18 protein-coding genes are annotated in these 20,127 nt (G+C 61.7%); 5 read left to right on the top strand and 13 right to left on the bottom strand.

Annotated elements, in window-relative coordinates; translation table 11 throughout:
- Positions 1-102 precede the first annotated feature (102 nt).
- The 4 genes from infB to rimP all read right to left on the bottom strand — a co-directional run bounded on the left by infB (position 103) and on the right by rimP (position 5,884).
- Positions 103-2,793, bottom strand: coding sequence for a translation initiation factor IF-2 (gene infB, locus AX760_RS16435; protein WP_071833997.1), 2,691 nt, complete (start codon positions 2,791-2,793; stop codon positions 103-105).
- A gap of 104 nt (positions 2,794-2,897) precedes the next feature.
- On the bottom strand, positions 2,898-3,581 hold the full coding sequence (locus tag AX760_RS16440; RefSeq protein WP_071834042.1) for an RNA-binding protein: 684 nt from the start codon (positions 3,579-3,581) through the stop codon (positions 2,898-2,900).
- 28 nt (positions 3,582-3,609) lie between these two features.
- On the bottom strand, positions 3,610-5,217 hold the full coding sequence (gene nusA, locus AX760_RS16445; RefSeq protein ID WP_071833998.1) for a transcription termination factor NusA: 1,608 nt from the start codon (positions 5,215-5,217) through the stop codon (positions 3,610-3,612).
- A 49-nt stretch (positions 5,218-5,266) separates the two neighbouring features.
- Positions 5,267-5,884, bottom strand: coding sequence for a ribosome maturation factor RimP (gene rimP, locus AX760_RS16450; RefSeq protein WP_071833999.1), 618 nt, complete (start codon positions 5,882-5,884; stop codon positions 5,267-5,269).
- Positions 5,885-6,252: 368 nt separating this feature from the next.
- Here rimP and AX760_RS16455 point away from each other — a divergent pair, with 368 nt between their 5' ends.
- Positions 6,253-7,902, top strand: coding sequence for an MFS transporter (locus AX760_RS16455; protein ID WP_071834000.1), 1,650 nt, complete (start codon positions 6,253-6,255; stop codon positions 7,900-7,902).
- A 61-nt stretch (positions 7,903-7,963) separates the two neighbouring features.
- Here the strand turns inward: AX760_RS16455 and hemN are convergent, their stop codons facing one another.
- Positions 7,964-9,316: an oxygen-independent coproporphyrinogen III oxidase gene (gene hemN / locus AX760_RS16460; protein ID WP_071834001.1), complete on the bottom strand. Its 1,353-nt coding sequence runs from the start codon at positions 9,314-9,316 to the stop codon at positions 7,964-7,966.
- Between the two features lie 299 nt (positions 9,317-9,615).
- Between hemN and AX760_RS16465 the strand changes: the two genes are divergently transcribed.
- From AX760_RS16465 to fixJ, 3 genes are all read left to right on the top strand, one after another.
- Complete coding sequence (locus AX760_RS16465) at positions 9,616-10,023, top strand: pseudoazurin (RefSeq protein ID WP_245295037.1); 408 nt, start codon at positions 9,616-9,618, stop codon at positions 10,021-10,023.
- Positions 10,024-10,251: 228 nt separating this feature from the next.
- Positions 10,252-11,712, top strand: a complete 1,461-nt coding sequence (locus AX760_RS16470) for a PAS domain-containing sensor histidine kinase (RefSeq protein WP_087149272.1) — start codon at positions 10,252-10,254, stop codon at positions 11,710-11,712.
- Positions 11,699-12,319, top strand: a complete 621-nt coding sequence (fixJ, locus tag AX760_RS16475; RefSeq protein WP_071834003.1) for a response regulator FixJ — start codon at positions 11,699-11,701, stop codon at positions 12,317-12,319. Before AX760_RS16470 ends, fixJ begins: the two co-directional genes overlap by 14 nt.
- Positions 12,320-12,325: 6 nt before the next feature.
- Here fixJ and AX760_RS26785 read toward each other — a convergent pair whose 3' ends face one another.
- On the bottom strand, positions 12,326-12,817 hold the full coding sequence (locus AX760_RS26785; protein ID WP_139276149.1) for a hypothetical protein: 492 nt from the start codon (positions 12,815-12,817) through the stop codon (positions 12,326-12,328).
- 34 nt (positions 12,818-12,851) lie between these two features.
- On the opposite strand from AX760_RS26785, the gene AX760_RS16485 reads away from it, so the two are divergent.
- Positions 12,852-13,493 (top strand): helix-turn-helix domain-containing protein, encoded by a 642-nt coding sequence (locus AX760_RS16485; protein ID WP_071834005.1) that lies wholly within the window; start codon positions 12,852-12,854, stop codon positions 13,491-13,493.
- A 72-nt stretch (positions 13,494-13,565) separates the two neighbouring features.
- Here AX760_RS16485 and AX760_RS16490 read toward each other — a convergent pair whose 3' ends face one another.
- The 7 genes from AX760_RS16490 to AX760_RS16520 form a co-directional block, all read right to left on the bottom strand.
- A complete protein-coding gene (locus tag AX760_RS16490) occupies positions 13,566-13,961 on the bottom strand; it encodes a RidA family protein (RefSeq protein ID WP_071834006.1) in 396 nt (131 codons plus the stop codon).
- A gap of 4 nt (positions 13,962-13,965) precedes the next feature.
- Positions 13,966-14,547 (bottom strand): NAD(P)H-dependent oxidoreductase, encoded by a 582-nt coding sequence (locus AX760_RS16495; protein ID WP_071834007.1) that lies wholly within the window; start codon positions 14,545-14,547, stop codon positions 13,966-13,968.
- The gene (locus AX760_RS16500; RefSeq protein WP_071834008.1) at positions 14,547-15,953 is read right to left on the bottom strand and encodes an FAD-binding oxidoreductase; all 1,407 of its coding nucleotides are present in this window, start codon (positions 15,951-15,953) and stop codon (positions 14,547-14,549) included. Before AX760_RS16500 ends, AX760_RS16495 begins: the two co-directional genes overlap by 1 nt.
- Before the next feature lies 1 nt (position 15,954).
- Positions 15,955-17,268, bottom strand: coding sequence for a cytosine deaminase (locus AX760_RS16505; protein WP_071834009.1), 1,314 nt, complete (start codon positions 17,266-17,268; stop codon positions 15,955-15,957).
- Complete coding sequence (locus AX760_RS16510; RefSeq protein WP_071834044.1) at positions 17,268-18,110, bottom strand: ABC transporter permease; 843 nt, start codon at positions 18,108-18,110, stop codon at positions 17,268-17,270. The genes AX760_RS16505 and AX760_RS16510 overlap by 1 nt, the downstream gene beginning before the upstream one ends.
- A gap of 5 nt (positions 18,111-18,115) precedes the next feature.
- Positions 18,116-18,940, bottom strand: coding sequence for an ABC transporter ATP-binding protein (locus tag AX760_RS16515; RefSeq protein WP_071834010.1), 825 nt, complete (start codon positions 18,938-18,940; stop codon positions 18,116-18,118).
- A gap of 68 nt (positions 18,941-19,008) precedes the next feature.
- Positions 19,009-20,025: an ABC transporter substrate-binding protein gene (locus AX760_RS16520; RefSeq protein WP_071834011.1), complete on the bottom strand. Its 1,017-nt coding sequence runs from the start codon at positions 20,023-20,025 to the stop codon at positions 19,009-19,011.
- Between the last annotated feature and the right edge of the window lie 102 nt (positions 20,026-20,127).

Below are 20,127 nucleotides of genomic sequence, written 5' to 3' on the forward strand. Positions count from 1 at the left end.
ATATGATTTTCAAGCTGTGCATTCTGCATGGCACCATCAACGAGAAATGGCGGCCCGAAGCCGCCATTTTTCATGTCTGTCGCACCTGCGTCCGCGTTGGTATCAGAGCGTACGGGTGATGTGCTCGACGCGGAAGCACTCGATCGTGTCTCCGGCGCGGATGTCTTCGTAGTTCTCGAAGGCCATGCCACACTCCTGGCCCATCGGCACATCGGAGACTTCGTCCTTGAAGCGCTTGAGGGTCTTGAGCTTGCCTTCGTGGATGACGACGTTGTCGCGCACCAGGCGCACACCGGCCCCACGCTCGACCTTGCCTTCGATGACGCGGCAACCCGCGACCTTGCCGGTCTTGGTGATGTTGAACACCTCCAGAATTTCGGCATTGCCGAGGAAGGTTTCGCGGCGTTCCGGCGAAAGAAGACCGGACATCGCTGCCTTCACGTCATCCACCAGATCGTAGATGATGTTGTAGTAGCGGATCTCGATGCCGGCACGTTCAGAAGCCTGACGGGCCTGAACATTGGCACGAACGTTGAAGCCGATGATGGCTGCGTTCGAGGATTCGGCGAGCGAGATATCCGATTCGGTGATGCCGCCGGCGCCCGAATGCACGATGCGTGCCCGGACTTCGTCGGTGCCGAGCTTGTCGAGCGCGCCGATGATGGCTTCGATCGAACCCTGCACGTCGCCCTTGATGACCAGCGGGAACTCCTTCAACCCGGTGTTCTGGAGCTGGCTCATCATTTGCTCGAGCGAGCCGCGCTGGCCGGATGCACGGGCAACCGCCTTGTCGCGCGTCAGGCGCTGGCGATATTCGGAGATTTCGCGGGCGCGGCTTTCGTTTTCGACGACCGCAAACTTGTCGCCGGCAAGCGGCGTTCCGGAAAGACCGAGGATTTCCACCGGCGTTGCCGGACCCGCAGCCTTCACATGTTCGCCCTTGTCATTGACGAGCGCGCGAACGCGGCCCCACTGGTCGCCGGCAACGATGATCTGGCCGGGCGCAAGCGTACCCTTCTGGACGAGAACGGTGGCGACGGCGCCGCGGCCACGATCGAGCTCGGCTTCGACGACAACGCCTTCGGCGGTGCGGTTCGGATTGGCCTTCAAGTCGAGAATTTCGGCCTGCAGCAGGATGGCTTCGAGCAGCTTGTCGAGATTGACGCGGTTCTTGGCCGAGACTTCGACGTCGAGAACCTCACCCCCCATCGATTCGACGAACACCTCATGCTGCAGAAGCTGCATGCGCACCTTCTGCGGGTCGGCTTCGTGCTTGTCGATCTTGTTGATCGCCACGATGATCGGCACGCCGGCAGCCTTGGCATGGCTGATGGATTCGATCGTCTGCGGCATGACGCTGTCGTCGGCTGCGACCACCAGGATGGCAATGTCGGTCGCCTGGGCGCCACGGGCACGCATCGCGGTAAACGCGGCGTGGCCGGGAGTGTCGATGAAGGTGATCTTCTGGCCGTTCTGTTCGACCTGATAGGCACCGATATGCTGGGTTATGCCGCCGGCTTCGCCAGAAACAACGCTGGTCTGGCGGATGGCGTCGAGCAGCGACGTCTTGCCGTGGTCGACATGGCCCATGATCGTGACGATCGGTGGGCGCGAAACGAGTTCGCCATCGTCGTCGGTGACGTTGAAGATACCTTCTTCGACGTCGGATTCCGAAACACGCTTGACAGTATGGCCGAATTCGCCGGCGATCAATTCTGCCAGGTCGGCATCGATGATGTCGCCGGGCTTCATCATCTGGCCTTCCTTCATCAGGTACTTGATCACGTCGACGGCCCGTTCGGACATGCGCTGCGACAGTTCCTGGATGGAAATGGTTTCCGGAAGCACGACTTCGCGCAGGACCTTTTCACGGGTCTCCTGCATCTGGCTGCGGCGGAACTTCTCCTGGCGGCGACGCATCGCGGCCATCGAGCGGCCACGCGGATTGCCATCATCGTCAAGGGCAGCCGTCAGCGTCAGCTTGCCCTTGCGGCGCTCTTCTTCGGTTTTCGGACGGGCAGGGGCCTTTGCAGGCTCCGGACGCACGACCTTGCCGCGGATCGGGGCGGCATTGCCGCGCGCCGGACGGTTCTCTTCTTCTTCCGTATTGACCTTGCGGCCGCGAGCGGCGGCTTCTGGCACGGCGGCCGGTGTCGCTGTCTTGGTCGCAGATTGCGGGCGTGCCTGTTCGGCACGGCGCGCTGCAATGGCGGCGGCGGCCAGTGCGGCTTCCGCTTCGGCAGCCTGAGCCGCTTCGACAGCGACCTTTTCGGCTTCGCGCTCGGCTGGCGTACGGGCAGCCTCTTCGGCTGCGAGACGGGCGGCTTCTTCCTGCTCGAGTTTCAGCCGTGCGGCTTCCTCGACCTGGCGGCGTTCCTCTTCGGCAGCCCGGCGCTTGGCGTCTTCGGCGTCGCGGATCTGGGCCTCTGCAAGCGCACGGCGGCGCGCGTCGATCTCACCAGCCGAAAGCTGGTTGAGGACAACGCCGACGCGTGGCCGGTTCTCCTGCGGGCGTGGCTGCTGGGCCTGCGGCTGTGGTGTCTGCCGGACAGGCTGCTGGACCGGTGCCTGGCGCACATCCGGTGCTTTCTGCACGACGGGTGGCGCTGCAACGATCGGCTTTTCGTCTTCGGGGCGTATCGGTCGCCGCTTGCGGGTCTCGACCACGACAGCTTTCGTCCGGCCACGACCCATGTCCTGCCGAACTGTTCCCTGCTGAACCCCCAAGGGCTTCAGGGTCAGCGTCTTCTTGCCCGCTGCGCCGTGTGTCTTGTCGTCGTTGTTGTCGGTCATTCCGTTCCGTTCCTAAGATCAGGGCCGGATGCGTATCACCAGACCCCGCCGTTCAATTTCTATTCTGTACTCGCGGTGTTTCCGACATGTGCCGGTCACCCGCGTCATTGTGTCGGCAGGCCAGTTTCGGCGCCAACGGCTCGAGCGGGGACGGTTCCCCGGTACTTTTCGAGCATGTTTGCGCGCTTCACTACACCCTCACCCGCCTGCCCTGCAAGCGCTGCGGCATGGATAAAAGCATTCTGGCCCAAAAGCCCGTCCATTTCGGCCTCGGTAAAGAAGCGAAACGACCGTATTTCCTGTCCGCCCTCGACAACAAAGCTCATCGCCTTGCGTGCCTGGTCAATCTTGCGCACGCCATCGGCAGCCGCATCGACCGCGTGAAACGTGGCGAGCGCCGCCAGGCTGCGGACGGCCTGATCGACTTTCGACGCGCCACTGATGAACTGGCCAGCCTTGCGTGCCAGGTTCATCATGCCGGCCAGTTGCAGAGCCAGAAGTCTGTCGACATCGTCGGCAAGCTCAGGCCCTGCACTTGCATCCCGTTTCAGGGCCCGGGCAAAAGCCTTCTTGGCAATCGCCTTTTCGACGATTGCGCGTTCGGCCGTCACCCAGCAACCGCGTCCCGGCAGCTGCTTCTTCAGGTCCGCGACGACCCGTCCGGCGGGATCGGCAACGAAGCGGATAAGTCCATCCGTCTCGCCGCTCTGCCGTGTCACGATGCACATCCGGCCGTTCACTTCGCCTTCGTCCGCATCGTCTGTCGTTTCTGTCTCTTCAACCGGCATGGGAGCCTGGATCACGGTCAGCACGCCCTCAGGCGTCCTGTTCCGCGCCTTCCACGACGTCGAGAGCTTCCAGTTCCGTGACCAGTTCGTCTTCGGTGATCCAGCCGGCCGCAACGCGGGCCTGAAGGATCATCGTTTCGGCTTCGGTGCGCGAGATCTCGATCTTCGAGAACAGGCCGTCGAATTTCTTCGTCTCGCCGTCCTTGCGTTCCGACCAGCCGACGAGATCGTCAGCCGCACAACCGGCAAAGTCCTCGATCGTCTTGATGCCGTCTCCGCCGAGCGCAACCAGCATCTGGCCAGTCATGCCGTTGATCGTGCGCAGTTCGTCGGCAACGCCGAGTTCCTTGCGCTTGGCATCCATTTCCGATTCAAGCCGCTCCAGATATTCGCGGGCGCGGGTCTGCAACTCGCTGGCCGTATCGTCGTCGAAACCGTCGATCGATGCAATTTCGTCGAGTTCCACATAGGCAAGCTCCTCGACGGCGGCAAAGCCTTCGGAAGCGAGAACCTGGCCGACCATCTCGTCGACGTCGAGCGCTTCCATGAACAAGGCGGTGCGCTCGTTGAATTCCTTCTGGCGGCGCTCGGACTCGTCCGCTTCCGTCATGATGTCGATGTCCCAGCCGGTCAGCTGCGAGGCGAGACGAACGTTCTGGCCACGGCGGCCGATGGCCAGCGACAGCTGCTCGTCGGGAACCACGACTTCGATGCGCTCGGCATCCTCGTCAAGAACAACCTTGGTGACTTCGGCCGGCTGCAACGCGTTGACGATGAACGCTGCCGGGTCCTGCGACCACGGAATGATGTCGATCTTTTCGCCCTGAAGCTCGCCGACGACGGCCTGGACGCGCGAACCGCGCATACCGACGCAGGCGCCGACCGGATCGATCGACGAATCGTTCGAGATCACGGCGATCTTGGCGCGCGAACCCGGATCGCGGGCAACCGAGCGGATCTGGATGATGCCGTCGTAGATCTCGGGCACTTCCATGGTGAACAGCTTCACCATGAACTGCGGATGGGTGCGTGACAGGAAAATCTGCGGGCCGCGCTGTTCGCGGCGCACGTCGTAGACATAGGCGCGGACGCGGTCGCCATACCGCATGTTCTCGCGCGGGATCATTTCGTCGCGACGGATGATGCCTTCGCCACGGCCGAGGTCGACGATGACGTTGCCGTATTCGACGCGCTTGACCGTGCCGTTGATGATTTCGCCGACGCGATCCTTGAATTCGTCGAACTGGCGGTCACGCTCGGCTTCACGGACCTTCTGCACGATGACCTGCTTGGCCGACTGGGCAGCGATACGGCCGAAATCCATCGGCGGCAGCGGATCGGCGATGAAGTCGCCGAGAATGGCGTCCGGGTTGCGGTCGCGGGCCAGTTCCAGCGGGATCTGCGTCGAGTAGTCTTCCGCGACTTCCACCACTTCGAGCAGGCGCTGGAGACGGATCTCGCCGGTCTTCGAATTGATGTCGGCGCGGATGTTGCTCTCCGAACCGTAGCGCGAACGTGCGGCCTTCTGGATCGCATCGGCCATGGCGGCCAGCACGATTTCGCGGTCGATCACCTTTTCGCGCGCGACGGCATCCGCAATCTGCAGAAGTTCGAGCCGGTTAGCACTGACTGCCATTTCATGTCTCCGTCTGATTGCCGGGGGCTTTGAATGCCACCCCGTGCCTTTAGTCGATGGGTGAGTTTTCGTCTTCGAAATTCTCGTTCGCGGCCTGCTGGGCTTTTGCCTTCTTGTCGGCAACCAGCGCATCGCGGATCAGTTCATCAGTCAGGATCAACCTGCCCTCGGCCAGTGCCGTGAACGGAATGACCACCGTTGGCTCCTCGCCATAGGCGGGTTGGTCCCGCTCGATCGTAAAGCCGTCGTCGTCTGTCGAAACGATCTTGCCGCGAAAACGCTTGCGATTGTCGACAAGGATCGATGTCTCGCACTTGATGAGATGGCCGGACCAGCGGGAAAAATCCGACTTGCGCACCATCGGGCGATCGATGCCAGGCGACGACACTTCCAGATGATACTGCTTTTCGACAGGATCTTCCACATCGAGCACGGGCGAAATTGCTGTCGAGATCGCTTCGCAATCCTCGACCGTCATGGTGCCGTCGGTACGCTCGGCCATGATCTGTAGCGTCGCACCATTCTGCGACGAGAGGCGCACCCGCACGAGCTGATAGCCCATCGGCATGAGCACAGGTTCGATGATGTCGGCAATGCGACGGTCGAGCCCTGTCTCGGTGATCAGCCGTGGTTCCTGTGTCTGTTCTGCCGTTGTCGTATCGGACAAACGTTTTCTCCCTGAGCGTCCGCTGGCCCTGCCGCTACGGGCTTGAAAGGGCGGAGCGGATCGAAATCTGCCTGCGTGCGTTGCGCCCCGGCATAAGACCGCGGCGGGTCGCACAGACTTGAAGGTAACAAAAAAGAGCGGGTCCTGACGGGCCCACTCTTCATCAACCGATCAAGAATTTGAGGGTCATATACGCCCGATCATCGGCAAATGCAAGATATGCCGAATTGCGTCCACAAATGCGTTGGAACAGGCCACCGCGCGCTCACCAGCTGTTCTCCCGATATCGCCGCTGCGACGAATTCTGGCCGTGTCATGAGATGCCCGGTTGTCCTCGACATCCGCTGGACTACATTGCAGTGCGTATCATGACACAAGGGGAACGCGTTTTGCCGGATCGATTATCGCCTTTGGCGCCTTTCAGGCATGACACTTTCCGCACCCTCTGGCTGGCAAGTCTGGCGTCGAATTTCGGCGGGCTGATCCAGGCCGTCGGTGCCGGCTGGATGATGACGTCGATCTCCGATTCGGTGAACATGGTGGCGCTGGTCCAGGCCTCGACCTCGCTGCCGATCATGCTGTTTTCCCTTGTTTCCGGTGCCCTGGCGGACAATTTCGACCGCAGGCGGATCATGCTGATTGCCCAGTCTTTCATGCTGGTCGTCTCGGCGCTTCTGACCGCCTGCGCCTGGTTCGGCTTCATTACGCCCTGGCTGCTTCTGTTCTTCACCTTCCTGATCGGCTGCGGTACGGCGCTCAACAATCCGTCCTGGCAGGCTTCCGTCGGCGACATGGTGCCGCGCGAGGTGCTGCCGGCTGCGGTGGCGCTGAACAGCATGGGCTTCAACCTGACCCGGTCCGTTGGTCCGGCGATCGGCGGTGTGATCGTCGCAGCGGCCGGGGCGGCGGCAGCGTTCGCCGCCAACACGGTGAGCTATTTCGCGATCATCTTTGCGCTGCTGCGCTGGCGGCGTGATGTCAGCCTGAGCAAGCTCCCGCGCGAATCGATGGGGCGGGCGATTTCCGCCGGTCTTCGCTACGTCGCCATGTCGCCCAATATCGGCAAGGTGCTTCTGCGCGGATTCGTTTTCGGCCTGTCGGCAAGCGCCATCCTCGCGCTTTTGCCGCTCGTTGCCCGCGATCTCGTAGCCGGCGGTCCGTTCACCTTCGGTGTCTTGCTCGGTGCCTTCGGCCTCGGTGCCATCGGCGGCGCCCTTCTCAGCGCCCGCCTGCGCGAGCATCTGTCGAGCGAGGCGATCGTGCGCATCGCCTTTGCCGGCTTCGCCGTCAGCAGCCTGCTCACCGCCCTCAGCCCCTATAGCTGGCTCACCTGTCTTGCACTTCTTCTCTCCGGCTGCGGCTGGGTGTTGGCCCTGTCGCTGTTCAATACGACGGTGCAGCTCTCCACACCGCGCTGGGTGGTCGGACGGGCACTGTCGCTCTACCAGACCACGACCTTCGGGGGCATAGCGGCTGGCAGCTGGATCTGGGGTCAGCTGGCAGAGGCGCACGGTCCGGCCAACGCGCTGATGATTTCCGCCGGCGTGATGGTGGCCGGGGCTGCGATCGGCCTGCGCCTGCCGCTGCCGGAGTTCCAGTCGCTCAATCTCGATCCGCTCAACCGCTTCTCGGAGCCGCCGCTGCAACTGGACCTCAAGCCGCGAAGCGGCCCGATCGTGGTGATGATTGACTACGAAATCGCCGATGAGGACGTGCCTGAGTTCCTGACCGCCATGGCCGAGCGCCGGCGTGTCCGCATCCGCGATGGGGCCGGCCAATGGGCCCTGATGCGTGATCTCGAAGTTCCGACGCTGTGGACCGAGACCTATCACGTCCCGACATGGGTGGAATATGTGCGTCACAACCAGCGCCGCACGCAGGCCGACGCGGCCATCGGCGACCGGCTGATGGCCCTGCATCGCGGCCCCTCACCGCCGCGTGTCCATCGCATGATCGAACGTCAGACCATTCTTCCCTACGACTACGAACGCTACAAGCAGCAGATGGACATGCATTAGCGCGTGCTTCCCCGATGTTGCACGACGTCGAATGCCGGGCATATGTCCGCAGCATCCGGTCTCAGGCGGCCTTGCTGAAACTGCGGCCGGAGCTATCGAGATAGGCGTCGAAGGCGGAGGCGACGGCGCGGATCATGAAACGATGGCCGTCGCGCACCTGCAGGATGCCCGCTTCAAGATCCACGACACCATCATCGATAAGCGCTCTCAACCTGTTGTTGTCGGCTGACAACAGCATCGGATCGCAGCCGTGGGACAGAGCGATGGACGTCAGATCGACACGGAAATCGCACATCAGCCGTTCGATCACTTCGGCACGAAGCCGGTCTTCCGCCGTCAGGGCATAGCCGCGCGTCGTCGCCAGTTCCCCCGCCGCGATCCGCTTGCCGTAAAGGCCGAGCGGCACCTCGTTCTGGACATAGCCTTCGGCAAAGCGGCCGATCGAGGATGCGCCCAGGCCGATCAGGGTCGTGCATTGGTCGGTGGTATAGCCCTGGAAATTCCGGTGCAGCCGGCCATTGGTGGCGGCAATCGCCAGCGCGTCTTGTGGAAGGGCGAAATGATCGAGACCGATGCGCTGATAGCCTTTCGCGACGAGCGTCTGCGCGATGGCTTCCGCCTGCTCGTTTCTTGCCTGCGCGCCCGCAAGCACCTGTTCGTCGATCAGGCGCTGGTGCTTCTTGAACCCGGGAACATGGGCATAGCCGAAGACCGAAAAGCGGTCCGGCCGCATCGCGATGGCGGCTTCCACGGTCTCGACACAGGACCGGACGGTCTGGAAAGGCAGCCCGTAGATGAGGTCGAAATTGATGGCGTCGATACCATTAGCACGCAGGTCTGAAACCGCCCTGGCGGTCGTCTCCACCGATTGTACCCGGTTGATCGCTTTCTGGACAACGGGATCGAAACTCTGGACCCCGAGGCTTGCCCGCGTCACGCCCGCCTCCGCCAGTGCCCCGGCCATCTCGCTGCGCAGCGTCCGTGGATCGATCTCGACCGCGATCTGCGTGGCGGCATCGATCGCGAAATTCTCCCGCAGAACGCCCATCAGCGCGAGAAAGTTGTCGGCGCTGATGATTGTCGGCGTGCCCCCGCCAAAGTGGATATCGGCGATATCGAGCGGCTCTCGCCGCGTTGCACCGACAAGGCGGATCTCCGCCTTCAGCGTCTCGAGATAGTCGAGGATCGGCTGATCCCGCTCCGTGATCGTCGTATGGCAGCCGCAATACCAGCACATCGCACGACAGAAGGGGACATGCAGATAAAGCGAGGCGCTGGATCCGGACGGAACGGCGGCCAGCCACCGGGTGCAGTCGCCAGACCCGATCGCGGAGGAAAACAGCGGTGCCGTCGGATAGCTGGTGTATCGCGGCAGGCGTGCCTCGCCATATGTCTCGATCAGCGTCTTGTTCATGGCGGCTCCTTCCTCGCGCGTTCGGCTTTGTGCAGCGATAGGCAACCGGCAATGGCGCGTCTTTGATCCAGCGCAAGTCGGCACGCTGAAAACGGCCTCTCGCCGGCCCCCCGTCACGCCTGCTGCAGAAAAAGCAATCTGGTGGAGCGCCGGTTGATCGAGAACAAGGACCGGGGCTCCGGAAAACGCCACCCTCATCGGGCACAAGCAGGCGGACAGCTATCGGGCGTCCCGGCTGGCTTGCGACAAGGAGCTTGAAATTGCTTAGGATTATGACGTCATTCGTCGGCTGTGCTTTTATGGCCGCTTCGTTCGGTTTCGCCGCCAATGCGGCCGATTTTGAAATTCACATGCTCAACAAGGGTGCAAACGGTGCGATGGTTTTCGAACCGGCCGGCATGAAGATCGCCAAGGGCGACAGCATCACCTTTATCCCCACGGACAAGGGCCACAATGCGGAGACCATCAAGGGACTGATCCCAGACGGCGCGAGCCCGTTCAAGAGCAAGATCAACGAAACCGTCAAGATCACTTTCGATACGCCCGGCGCCTATGCAATCAAGTGCGCACCTCACGTCGGCATGGGCATGGTTGCCGCCGTGATCGTTGACGATGCACCGGCCAACCTTGCCGCCATCAAGACGGCCAAACTTCCCAAGAAGGCACGGGAACGGCTGGATGCGGAGATCACGGCGCTCGGCCTCTGAGCCGAGCCATCGTAGGGTATCGTTCCTGCCATCGGACGTGCAGGCTCAAGGAATGTCCACGCGCTGGCAAGACGCGTGGACACTTTCTCTTGGCACGTGCTACACCCGCCCTGTCGGCATGCTTCGTGACGATGACAGAGTGCAAGGCAACGGGTGTAGCCTCATATGATGCCGCATAGAAACGATGCGCCCTTGAGGAGCGATGCTTCTCAGATACTCGACGGCAGGATGTCCCGAAGCGCAGCCTATCTGCTCGTTGCTCTGGTCCTCTGTCTTTCTCTCCTGCTTGCCTTTTTTGCGCAGACCGTCCTGGCTGGCCACGGCACGTTCAGTCTCTTCATTCCCGCCGTGCTTATCACTTCGGTCCTGCTTGGGCTTTTTCCGACACTGCTCGTCGTGGCGCTTTTGATGGCCGCTGCGATGCTGATGGAAGCACAGTCGAGTGCCGGCTTCCAGACGCCCTGGTTCGAACTGGGGCTGTTTGTTGTTGCGGCCTTTGCAATTGCGGCGATGGGCGAAGCGCTCAGACATGCGCGCGCGATCCGCAAAAACGCCGAGTTGGCGCTTGATACACGCGAGGCGCACCTCAAATCCATTCTGGACACGGTGCTCGATGCGACCATTGTCAGCGAGCAGGATGGCACGATCGTTTCTTTCAATGCGGCTGCCGTCCGACAGTTTGGATATGCCGAGGACGAGGCCGTCGGGAAAAACCTGCGGATCCTGATGCCGCAACCCTATCGCAGCGGACACGACGCGTACCTGCAGCGCTATCTGGCGACGGGCGAAAAGCGGATCATCGGTGTCGACCGGGTGGTCGTCGGCCAGCGCAAGGATGGTTCGACCTTCCCCATGAAGCTTGCCGTGGGTGAAATGCGTTCCGGAAACAAGACGTTTTTCACCGGCTTTATCCGGGACCTCACCGAGCGCCAGGAATCGGCTGCCCGCCTCGAGGAAATACAGGGTGAACTGGCTAGGCTTGCGCGTCTCAACGAGATGGGCGAAATGGCATCGACGCTCGCCCATGAACTGAACCAGCCGCTTTCGGCGATCGCCAATTATGTGCACGGCTGTTCGCGGCTGCTGCGGGGTATCGACACCGATGCTGCTGTGATGATGCGTGAGGCGCTCGACGAGGCGGCCAGCCAGTCGCTGAGAGCCGGACAGATCATCAAGCATCTCCGCGAGTTCGTCACGAAAGGCGAGACGGAAAAGGCCCCGCAGAACATCCGGCAACTGGTCGAGGAAGCGGGTGCGCTGGCATTGGTCGGATCGCGTGAAAAGGGCGTGCGGACGGTCTTTGATTATCGTCCGGGTGCCGAGATGGTCCTGGTTGATCACATCCAGATCCAGCAGGTGCTGATCAATCTCATGCGCAATGCCATCGAGGCAATGAACCAGGCGACCAACAAGGAATTGATTGTTCGGACGCAACCGAGCGGTCCAGGCGAGATTGCCGTGACCGTGGAGGACACCGGCAGCGGCATTCCGGAGGAGATCGCGGCACAGCTCTTCAAGCCGTTCACGACCACCAAGCCCGGCGGCATGGGCATCGGCCTGTCCATATCCAAACGCATCGTCGAAGCCCATGGCGGAACGATGACCGTATCGCACACTGCCTCTGGAGGCGCGAGTTTCCGCTTTACCCTGCCATCCTACGATGAGGAGGAACACCATGTCGCAGGATGATTTCACCGTCCATATTGTCGATGATGAGGAACCTGTCCGGAAATCCCTTGCTTTCATGCTGACCGTCAACGGCTTTGCCGTGCGCATCCACGAATCGGCAACGGCTTTCCTGCAGTTTGCGCCCGGTGCACGCGATGCTGTGCTGATCACGGACCTGCGAATGCCAGACATGAGCGGTGTGGATCTGATCCGCAGGCTTGCCGCCATGCAGGCCAGAATTCCGTCGCTCGTCATCACCGGGCACGGCGATGTGCCGATGGCCGTCGAGGCCATGAAGGCAGGCGCGATCGATTTCATCGAAAAGCCGTTCGAGGACAGTCTGATCATCGACGCCATCGGCAGGGCCGTCGTTCAGTTGCGCGACAGCAAGGTCAGCACGGATTCGGTCGAGGATGTCCGCGGTCGCCTGGCAACGCTGAGCGAGCGCGAGCGGCAGGTGCTGTCTGCGGTGGTGGCCGGTTTGCCGAACAAGGCAATCGCCTATGATCTTGATATCAGCCCGCGCACGGTCGAGGTTCACAGGTCCAATGTGATGGGCAAGATGAATGCAAAGAGCCTGCCCGAACTTGTCCGGATGGCAATGGCCGCTGGATTCGGTCCCGCCTGACGGTCTTCAACGGTTTTCTTGATCTAGAGCAAGGCGCCGCACCCCTGGCAGGGGATAGATCGGCGTTTGCGACGGGCTTTTCTCGTCTGCGAACAGCGGAACATCGAGTTGCAGCCATCTAAGACCATTGTCGCGATCGCCACGGACGATGCCCTGTTGCATTCGCTGGCTTTTGCGCTGGGTGTCGAGGGCTATAGCACCCGGTCCTTCAATGCCTGGCAGTCCGCCAGCGAACTGATGGCGACAGCGGTGTGCGTGATTGTCGATGTCGACATCTGTCGCAATGACGCCGCCGCACGGCAGGCTTTGATGGCGGCCGGAAGCAGGATTATTCTTCTGTCCGACGGCATGGCCCAGCCGGCCGTATCGCCAAGTGTCTGTATTGTCACCAAACCACTGGACGGAAAGGATATTCTTGCGGCCGTGGAGCATTTTCGCCCGGCAACTACGCAAGAACCCGTAGTGGTACAACCGAATTTCACCGACGGTCTCGCGCATCCATAGTCCTCTCACCAGAACGAGGGACACCACCATGTATGCAGGCGTATTTCCGGCAAGCAACCGCTCCAGACAAACTCCCGGCACGACGGCGCCCTCCTATCTCGCGCGTCCGCGGCAGATCAGTCTTTTCTCCCCGGATGCCGAAATCTACCGGCAGGGCGACAGGTCCGGCCTGGTGTATCGGGTCGAATTCGGTGCCGTTCGGGTCTACAGGCTTCATGCCGGTGGTCGACGGCAGGTCGTCTCGTTTCATCTTGCCGGTGAAACCTTCGGCCTGGAAGCCGACCGCACCCGTCGCTTCTTCGCCGAAGCCATGGTTCACTCTGGGCTCACTGTCGTTGGAAATGCGTCGGCTGAAACGACATCCGAGGACCTGCTGGCGCTGGCGCTTCGCCAGATGATCAGCGCGCAGGAACACCTGCTTGTTCTCGGTCGCCAGAGTGCTTTGGAAAAACTCGCGGCATTCCTCTTGGATATTGCCGAGAGACAGGGCGATCTCGACCCGATCGATCTGCCGATGACCCGCATCGATATCGGCGATTATCTCGGTCTGACAATCGAAACCGTGTCGCGCAGCTTTTCGAAGTTTCGCGACGAAGGCATCCTGCGGCTGCACGGCGCGCGAACCGTCGAACTGCTGAAGCCGGACCGGCTCCGCCTGCTGTGCCAGTAGTCGGTCGCGGCTGCAACAGGGCGCGTTGAACGACGAGAACCGCCGTGTTTTTGACCAGGAGATAATCCGTTCTCAGACAATCCTGGCCGCGGTCACTTCCACCTCGACCAGAAATTCCGGCCGTGTGAAGCCGGAGACGATGATCAGCGTCGACACCGGCTTTGGCTCCAGCGTGTAGCGGTCGCGCACCGCCATATAGGCCGGGAAGTCCTCCCGTTTCGTAACGAAGCCGCTGATGCGGATGATGTCCGCGAAGCTCATGCCGGCCTCCGCGAGAATAGCGCCAATCGCCTCGAAGCAAAGCTCTGCCTGCGCGGTCACGCCGTCCGGAACACTGTCGTCGAGGGCAATGCCCAGTTGCCCCGAGGTCACCAGCAGGCTTGCACCCGGCGGCACCAGCAGGCCGTGATTGTAGTTGCCGAACGGACGACGCACAGAGGCCGGATTGAAGACGATCTTTTCCGACATCGGCTCAGAACCTTTCCATCTTGTCCTTCACCTTCGCCATGAAGCGCGCCCGGGTATCTTCGGTGCAATTGTTCATGTCGTAATGGGCGAGGAAGGTCACCGGCGACCACGGATTGATCTGTCCGCGCAACACGCGCTTGACGATCTTCTTTGGCGGGTTTCCGGCGACAAACGCCCGGAAGGGCGTCGCGCCATAGGTCATGACAGCGCCGAGCTTGCGGATATGGCGCAAGCGCGACTGGACCTTGCCATCCACCAGTGCAAAGGAAATCCCCGGCAGCCAGACGCGGTCGAAATAGCCCTTGAGGATCGCCGGAAAGCCGAAGTTCCAGACAGGCGTGACGATCACCAGTCCTTGCGCGGCCAGAAGCCGGTCGCAATGGTCCTTCACCAGCGCCGTATTCTCAGGATGGTCGTGATAAATCAACCGGTCGTGTCGCGACAGGACAGGATCGAAGCCTTCCGCATAGAGATTGCAGTCGTCGACCTCGTGACCCGCTGCTTGCAGGCTTTCGCGGGTCAGCCGGTGAAGCGCGCCGCCGAAGCTTTCCTCGACCGGGTGGGAATGGAGCAACAGGACACGCATCAGACCCCCATCGCCGCCAGGCCGGGGAAGAGGTAGTTCTTGCCGGCGTTGAAGTCGAAATCCGGATTGTCCCAGGCGATCATCTTACCCGGATTGAGCAGGCCCTTGGGGTCTGTCTGCTGTTTGAAGGCGAGCTGCGTCCTGTCCGTCTGCTTCATGCCGCCTTCTTCCAGCGTGTAGCGATGCGGATTGAAGATCGGGCAGCCATTGTCCTCGTGGATGCGGATGATCTCTTCCAGCCGCGCCTCGCTCGTATAGCGCACCAAAGGCAGGCCGGCGCACTGGATGGCCGCATCGAACCGGATAAATTCGAGATGCCCCGGCACTTCGTCACCGAAGATCTCAACCAGTTTGCCGACCTTGGCGACATGGTCGGGGCTCGGATACTGGACCTGCAGATAGGTGAAGGTCGGATCGACCTTCAGGGCGCGCAGCGTCGTGTGGTTCCAGGCCAGCTCATAGGCATGCGGAATGCCCTTCATGCTTTCGACCATGTCGGAGCGAAACAGGATCTCGCCCTTTTGCTGGGCGACGAAGGCGGCAAACGGGTCCATCGCATGCGGCGCGATCATGATCACCACCACCGACTGGCCGCGATCCCGCAGATAGGGCTTGTGGCGGGTGAAATAGTCGTAAGGGATCGGTGCCGCGACCGGCGCCACTTCCTTCAGCAACAGGCCGTTCATATGGCTGAGCGCATCGGAAAAACGCACGGCATCCATGAAGTCGTCATAGCCGACCAGAACATCCACCCAGTCATAGGCCGGGGCGAGCGGCATTTCGACTTCGGTGATGATGCCGTTGGTGCCATAGGCATGGCTGACCTTCTGCAGGTCCCAGCCGGTGAGGTCGAGCACCTGCGGTTCGGCCTCCATGGTGACGACGCGCAGGCGCAGAATATTGCCGAGGTCGCGAAGACCGCCCCAGGTGATCGAGCCGACGCCGCCCGAACCGCCGGCGATGAAGCCGCCGATGGTTGCAGTCTGGGCTGTGGAGGGATGGAACCGCAATTCCTGGCCGGAATGGGCCTTGGTCTGTTTGTCGAGCTGGGCGATGATGACGCCGGGCTCGCAGACGACCTTTCCGGGCTGAATGGATTTGATCTTGTCCATGCCGGCGAGGTTGAGGATGATGCCGCCCGAAAGCGGCATGGCCTGACCGTAATTGCCGGTGCCGGCGCCGCGCGGGGTCACCGGTGCGCCATGCGCATAGGCGACCCTCAGGGTGTGGATGACCTCTTCCTCGGATGTCGGTGAAACCACGAGGTCGCCGGTGACGTTTTCGAGCTGCGCCTTCAGGATCGGCGAATACCAGAAGAAATCGCGGCTCTTCTGGCGCACCAGCGCCGGATTGTCCTCGACGGCAATGCCTTCGAGTTCCTTCTTGATGGCGGCATAGTCGGGCATGTCATGCTCCAAGGATCGGGTCGAGTTCACGGTAGTCCGGCAGGCTGCGGTCGATGCCCATGCCATTCCGCATGACGATGCGGTCGGCCTGCGGACGGGAGAGGAATTCGCTCCAGCGGCGGGCGCTGAAAAGCACGAGATCGGCAGGCCCGCCGACGGCGATGCGGCCAAGGTCCGGGCGGCCGAGAATATCGGCGGGCGAGGTCGTGACGACGCGGGCGGCATCCGTCAGCGGATGGTCGAGGTGCAGGATGCGCACCGCCTCGCGAAAGACTTCCACCGGGTCGAGGTCACCATAGGCATAGAAGGGGTCGCGGGTGTTGTCCGACGAAACGGCCGTTGGCACCCCGACTGCCGCCAGTTCGTGAAACAGCGTCACCCCGCGCCAGCGTGGCGTGCGGCCGGCATGCCTGTCCTGCAGATACATGTTGCACATCGGCAGCGACACGACGGAGATCCCAGCCCGGGCCACGAGGTCGATGGTCGCCTGTGCAAGGTCCTCGTCCTGCCTTGCCAGCGAGCAGCAATGACCGACCGTGACGGCCCCCTCGAACCCGTGGCGAAGCTTGGCCTCGGCGATGGTCTTCAGCGTCAGCACCTGCCGGTCCTCGGTCTCGTCGACATGCAGATCGATGTCGAAGCCGTTGTCGCTGGCAGTGCGAAACAGCAGGTCGAGGCGCGCCTCGAGATCCGGCATCAGGTAGGTGACCCCGCCGAGAATGCCCTTGTGTTCGCGAATGACCGAGACAAGATCATCGAAAAACGCGGTCTCGAAAATCTTGTCGATCGGAAACAGCGCGACAGCCTGCAGCGCGATCCTGTCTTTCCAGGCCTCGCGCAGCGCCGAGAAGACTTCGAAGGAAATACGGTGCTGCGGTGCGATGGAATCGAGATGGGTCCGGATCAGGTGGGTGCCGTGCGCATAGGCCGAGCGCAGCGAAAACTCCATCCGCGTCCGGACGTCCTCGGCCGACCAATTGGCCTCGCGGTCGATGCCGACATTGTCGAGGGCGCCCATGAAGGTGCCGTCCGGGTTCGGGCGGCGCGGCCAGATATGGCCCTTGTCGAGATGGGTGTGCATGTCGGCAAAACACGGCCAGACCATACCCTGGCGCAGGTCGACTTTTGGCACGCCCGCCGGCGCGGCGCCGGCCGGCAGCACGGCCTCGATCTTTCCACGGGAAATGACGATATCGACCGAAGCCAGCCCTTCGATGGCGGGACCCGTCGGCGCCGTCACCGCAATTGCCGGAACGGTGGCGTTGCAGAGTACGAAATGCGGGCTATCCGGCAGCGTCAGGAAGGGGCTCGACATCAGTTTTCCCTTTTCAGGCTGCTCTCGTGCCAGCGATGCAGGCTCAGCCATGAGATGAAAGAGGTCAGGGCGAAGATCATCACGCCGAGCAGCGACAGGAGGATCAGCGCCGCAAACAGCCGCGGAATGTTCATCCGGTACTGGGCTTCGAGCAGGCGGAAGGCAAGGCCGGAACCGGCACCCGCCGAGCCTGCCGCAAATTCCGCGACGACGGCAGCGATCAGCGCCAGCCCGCCGCCGATGCGAAGCCCGGTCATGAAATAGGGCAGGGATGCGGGAAGCTTGAGATAGAGCAGCGTCTGCCAGCGCGAGGCGCCGTAGAGATCGAACAGGTTGAGCAGGTTGTGATCGACACTTTTCAGGCCCTGCACCATGTTCGACAGGATCGGGAAGAAGGCGACGAGGAAGGCGCAGATCAGAAGCGCCACCTGGGTCGAGGGCGCATAGATCAGGATCAGCGGTGAGATCGCGACGATCGGCGTGACCTGCAGGATGACCGCGATCGGGTAGAAGGCAATTTCGACCCAGCGTGATTGCACCAGGAAAATCGCAAAGCCAACGCCGCCGATCAGCGCAAGCAGAAGCGACAGCAGCGTGATCTTGGTTGTCACCCAGAGCGCTGGCGCCAGTGTATGCCAGTCGGTGAAGAGCGCTGTGGCAACGGCAAGCGGGCTTGGCAGGATGTAGGGCGGAACGCCGGACACCGTGACGCCGATATGCCAGGCCAGAACCAGGGTCGCGAGCACGAGGAACGGAACGAGGATGCGCAGCAGAAGGTCGCGGTTCCCTTTGCGGAGCGAGGACGAGACGACGGGTGCGCTGTCCGGTGCTGTGCACTGCATGCGCATCAGTGCTCTCCCGATCCGATGGCTTCGAGCAGCATGGTGGAGACTTTTTCGCAGGCCTGCCGATAGTCCTCCGAGGTGCGGTAGTGGGCGTCGCGTTCCAGGCTGGTGCGCAGCGGAAAATCGGCATGGACGCGCCCCGGCCGTGCCTTCATCACAACGATGCGATTGGAGAGATAGGCGGATTCGAACACGGAATGGGTTACAAAGATCACCGTGATGCCGGTCTCCTTCCACAGCCGCAGCACGTCGTCGTTGAGCTTCTGGCGGGTGATCTCATCAAGTGCGGCAAAGGGTTCGTCCATCAGCAAGAGCTTTGGCTTCGTCACCAGCGCACGGGCGATCGAGACACGCATCTTCATGCCGCCGGAAAGCTCGCGCGGATAGGCATCGGCAAAATCCGCAAGCCCGACGGTTGCCAGCGCATCGATGATCTGGGGGCGGGCGGCGGCTTTAGAGATGCCCCGCAGCTTCAGCGGCAGATGCACATTGCCGAAAACCGTCTGCCAGGGCATCAGGGTCGGTTCCTGGAAGACGAACGAGATATCGCCGTCCGGAAGGCCCTTCGCATTGATCCGCGAACTCGGCCAGTCGATCTTGCCCGAGGAGGCGTCCCCCAGGCCGGCGATGATGCGCAGTGCGGTCGACTTGCCGCAACCGGATGGCCCCAGCAGGCTGACGAACTCGCCGCTTTCGACGACCAGCGACATGTCGGACAGTGCCAGCGTACCGCTCGAAAAGCGTTTCGAGACCTTGTCCATGGCAACAAGCGGCCGTTTCCGTCCCTCGGTGGACCGCTTCGGCGCGCGCGCGTCTCCTAAAATCATTTCTGTCCCGGCTGCTTGACAGTTTCTGTGTCCCGCCGCCGGGTCGGCGGCGGGATGATCTGCGGCTGCTACTTCTTCAGCGCCATGCCGACGCCCTTGCAGGCGAACTGCGCGGAAAACGCCTTCTTGTAGTCGGTCTCGGCCTTGAAGAGCTTCATGGCGACACCATCCTCGAAGAACTTCTTGTAGTGCTCTTCGGTGATGCAGCCGATGCCCTTTTCAAGTGCGGCGCCGGATTCGAGAATGCCATATTCCTTCATCTTGGCGATCGAATAGGCGATCTGGCCATCGGTCATTTCCGGATTGTCGGTCTTGATCAGCGCATTGGCCTTGGCATTGTCGCCGTAGAGATAATTGTACCAACCCTCGATCGAGGCATCGACGAAGCGCTGCACCAGCTCCGGCTTGGTTTCGACAAGGGCCGTCTGCGTGGTGATCATCGTCGAATAGGGCGAATAGCCGCTGTCGGCCAGAAGGAAGACTTTCGGCGTCCAGCCGGCCTGCTTTTCGATCTCGTAGGGTTCCGACGTCAGATAGCCCTGCTGGGCGGATTGCTTGTCGGCGAGAAAGGGTGCTGGGCTGAAATTATAGGGCTTGTACTGTTCGTCCTTGAAGCCGGGAAAATTCGCCTTCATCCACTCGAAATAGGTGAGGTAGCCGTCCTTGCCCATGAAGATCGTCGGCAGCTTGGCCAGGTCCTCGAAGGTCTCGATGCCCTGATCCGGATGGGCGATCAGAACCTGCGGATCCTTCTGGAAGATAGCGGCGACATCGACGATCGGGATGCCCTGCTCGACGGCGGAAATCTCGCTCTGCGGGCTGCCCATGTAGAAGTCGATCTTGCCGGAAATCAGCAATGCGCTGTTGGCCGCATTGGGTCCACCCTGCACGATCGTGACGTCGAGGCCGTATTTTTCATAGGTGCCGTCGGCCACCGCCTGGTAAAAACCGCCATGCTCGGCCTGCGCCAGCCAGTTGGTGCCATAGGTCACCTTGTCGGCAGCCCCGGCCTGGGTGAAGGACGCCGCCATGGCTCCGAGGCCGACGAGGACGGGAAGTGCGTTCGATTTCAGTAGAGTGCGCATTCTGCGTCGTTCCCCTTTGATACAACGGACCGTCGTCATTGACCGCTCGTTTTCTTCATTTGAGCGGTTGCCTTGCTCTTTGAAAAGCATCAAAATTCGTCC

The organism is Pararhizobium antarcticum (genome assembly GCF_001885585.1).
In the GTDB taxonomy this organism is placed as follows: Bacteria; Pseudomonadota; Alphaproteobacteria; order Rhizobiales; family Rhizobiaceae; genus Pararhizobium; species Pararhizobium antarcticum.

Excerpts from the sequence above, each read along its gene's own strand:
- hemN (WP_071834001.1), bottom strand. The coding sequence starts at position 9,316 with ATGAACAAGACGCTGATCGAGACATATGGCGAGGCACGCCTGCCGCGA.
- AX760_RS16500 (WP_071834008.1), bottom strand. The coding sequence starts at position 15,953 with ATGCCCGACTATGCCGCCATCAAGAAGGAACTCGAAGGCATTGCCGTC.
- AX760_RS16505 (WP_071834009.1), bottom strand. The coding sequence starts at position 17,268 with ATGTCGAGCCCCTTCCTGACGCTGCCGGATAGCCCGCATTTCGTACTC.
- fixJ (WP_071834003.1), top strand. The coding sequence starts at position 11,699 with ATGTCGCAGGATGATTTCACCGTCCATATTGTCGATGATGAGGAACCT.
- AX760_RS16485 (WP_071834005.1), top strand. The coding sequence starts at position 12,852 with ATGTATGCAGGCGTATTTCCGGCAAGCAACCGCTCCAGACAAACTCCC.
- AX760_RS16455 (WP_071834000.1), top strand. The coding sequence starts at position 6,253 with ATGACACAAGGGGAACGCGTTTTGCCGGATCGATTATCGCCTTTGGCG.
- AX760_RS16470 (WP_087149272.1), top strand. The coding sequence starts at position 10,252 with ATGTCCCGAAGCGCAGCCTATCTGCTCGTTGCTCTGGTCCTCTGTCTT.
- AX760_RS16510 (WP_071834044.1), bottom strand. The coding sequence starts at position 18,110 with ATGCAGTGCACAGCACCGGACAGCGCACCCGTCGTCTCGTCCTCGCTC.
- AX760_RS16440 (WP_071834042.1), bottom strand. The coding sequence starts at position 3,581 with ATGCCGGTTGAAGAGACAGAAACGACAGACGATGCGGACGAAGGCGAA.
- AX760_RS16490 (WP_071834006.1), bottom strand. The coding sequence starts at position 13,961 with ATGTCGGAAAAGATCGTCTTCAATCCGGCCTCTGTGCGTCGTCCGTTC.
- infB (WP_071833997.1), bottom strand. The coding sequence starts at position 2,793 with ATGACCGACAACAACGACGACAAGACACACGGCGCAGCGGGCAAGAAG.
- AX760_RS16515 (WP_071834010.1), bottom strand. The coding sequence starts at position 18,940 with ATGATTTTAGGAGACGCGCGCGCGCCGAAGCGGTCCACCGAGGGACGG.
- nusA (WP_071833998.1), bottom strand. The coding sequence starts at position 5,217 with ATGGCAGTCAGTGCTAACCGGCTCGAACTTCTGCAGATTGCGGATGCC.
- AX760_RS16465 (WP_245295037.1), top strand. The coding sequence starts at position 9,616 with ATGGCCGCTTCGTTCGGTTTCGCCGCCAATGCGGCCGATTTTGAAATT.
- AX760_RS16520 (WP_071834011.1), bottom strand. The coding sequence starts at position 20,025 with ATGCGCACTCTACTGAAATCGAACGCACTTCCCGTCCTCGTCGGCCTC.
- AX760_RS26785 (WP_139276149.1), bottom strand. The coding sequence starts at position 12,817 with ATGCGCGAGACCGTCGGTGAAATTCGGTTGTACCACTACGGGTTCTTG.
- AX760_RS16495 (WP_071834007.1), bottom strand. The coding sequence starts at position 14,547 with ATGCGTGTCCTGTTGCTCCATTCCCACCCGGTCGAGGAAAGCTTCGGC.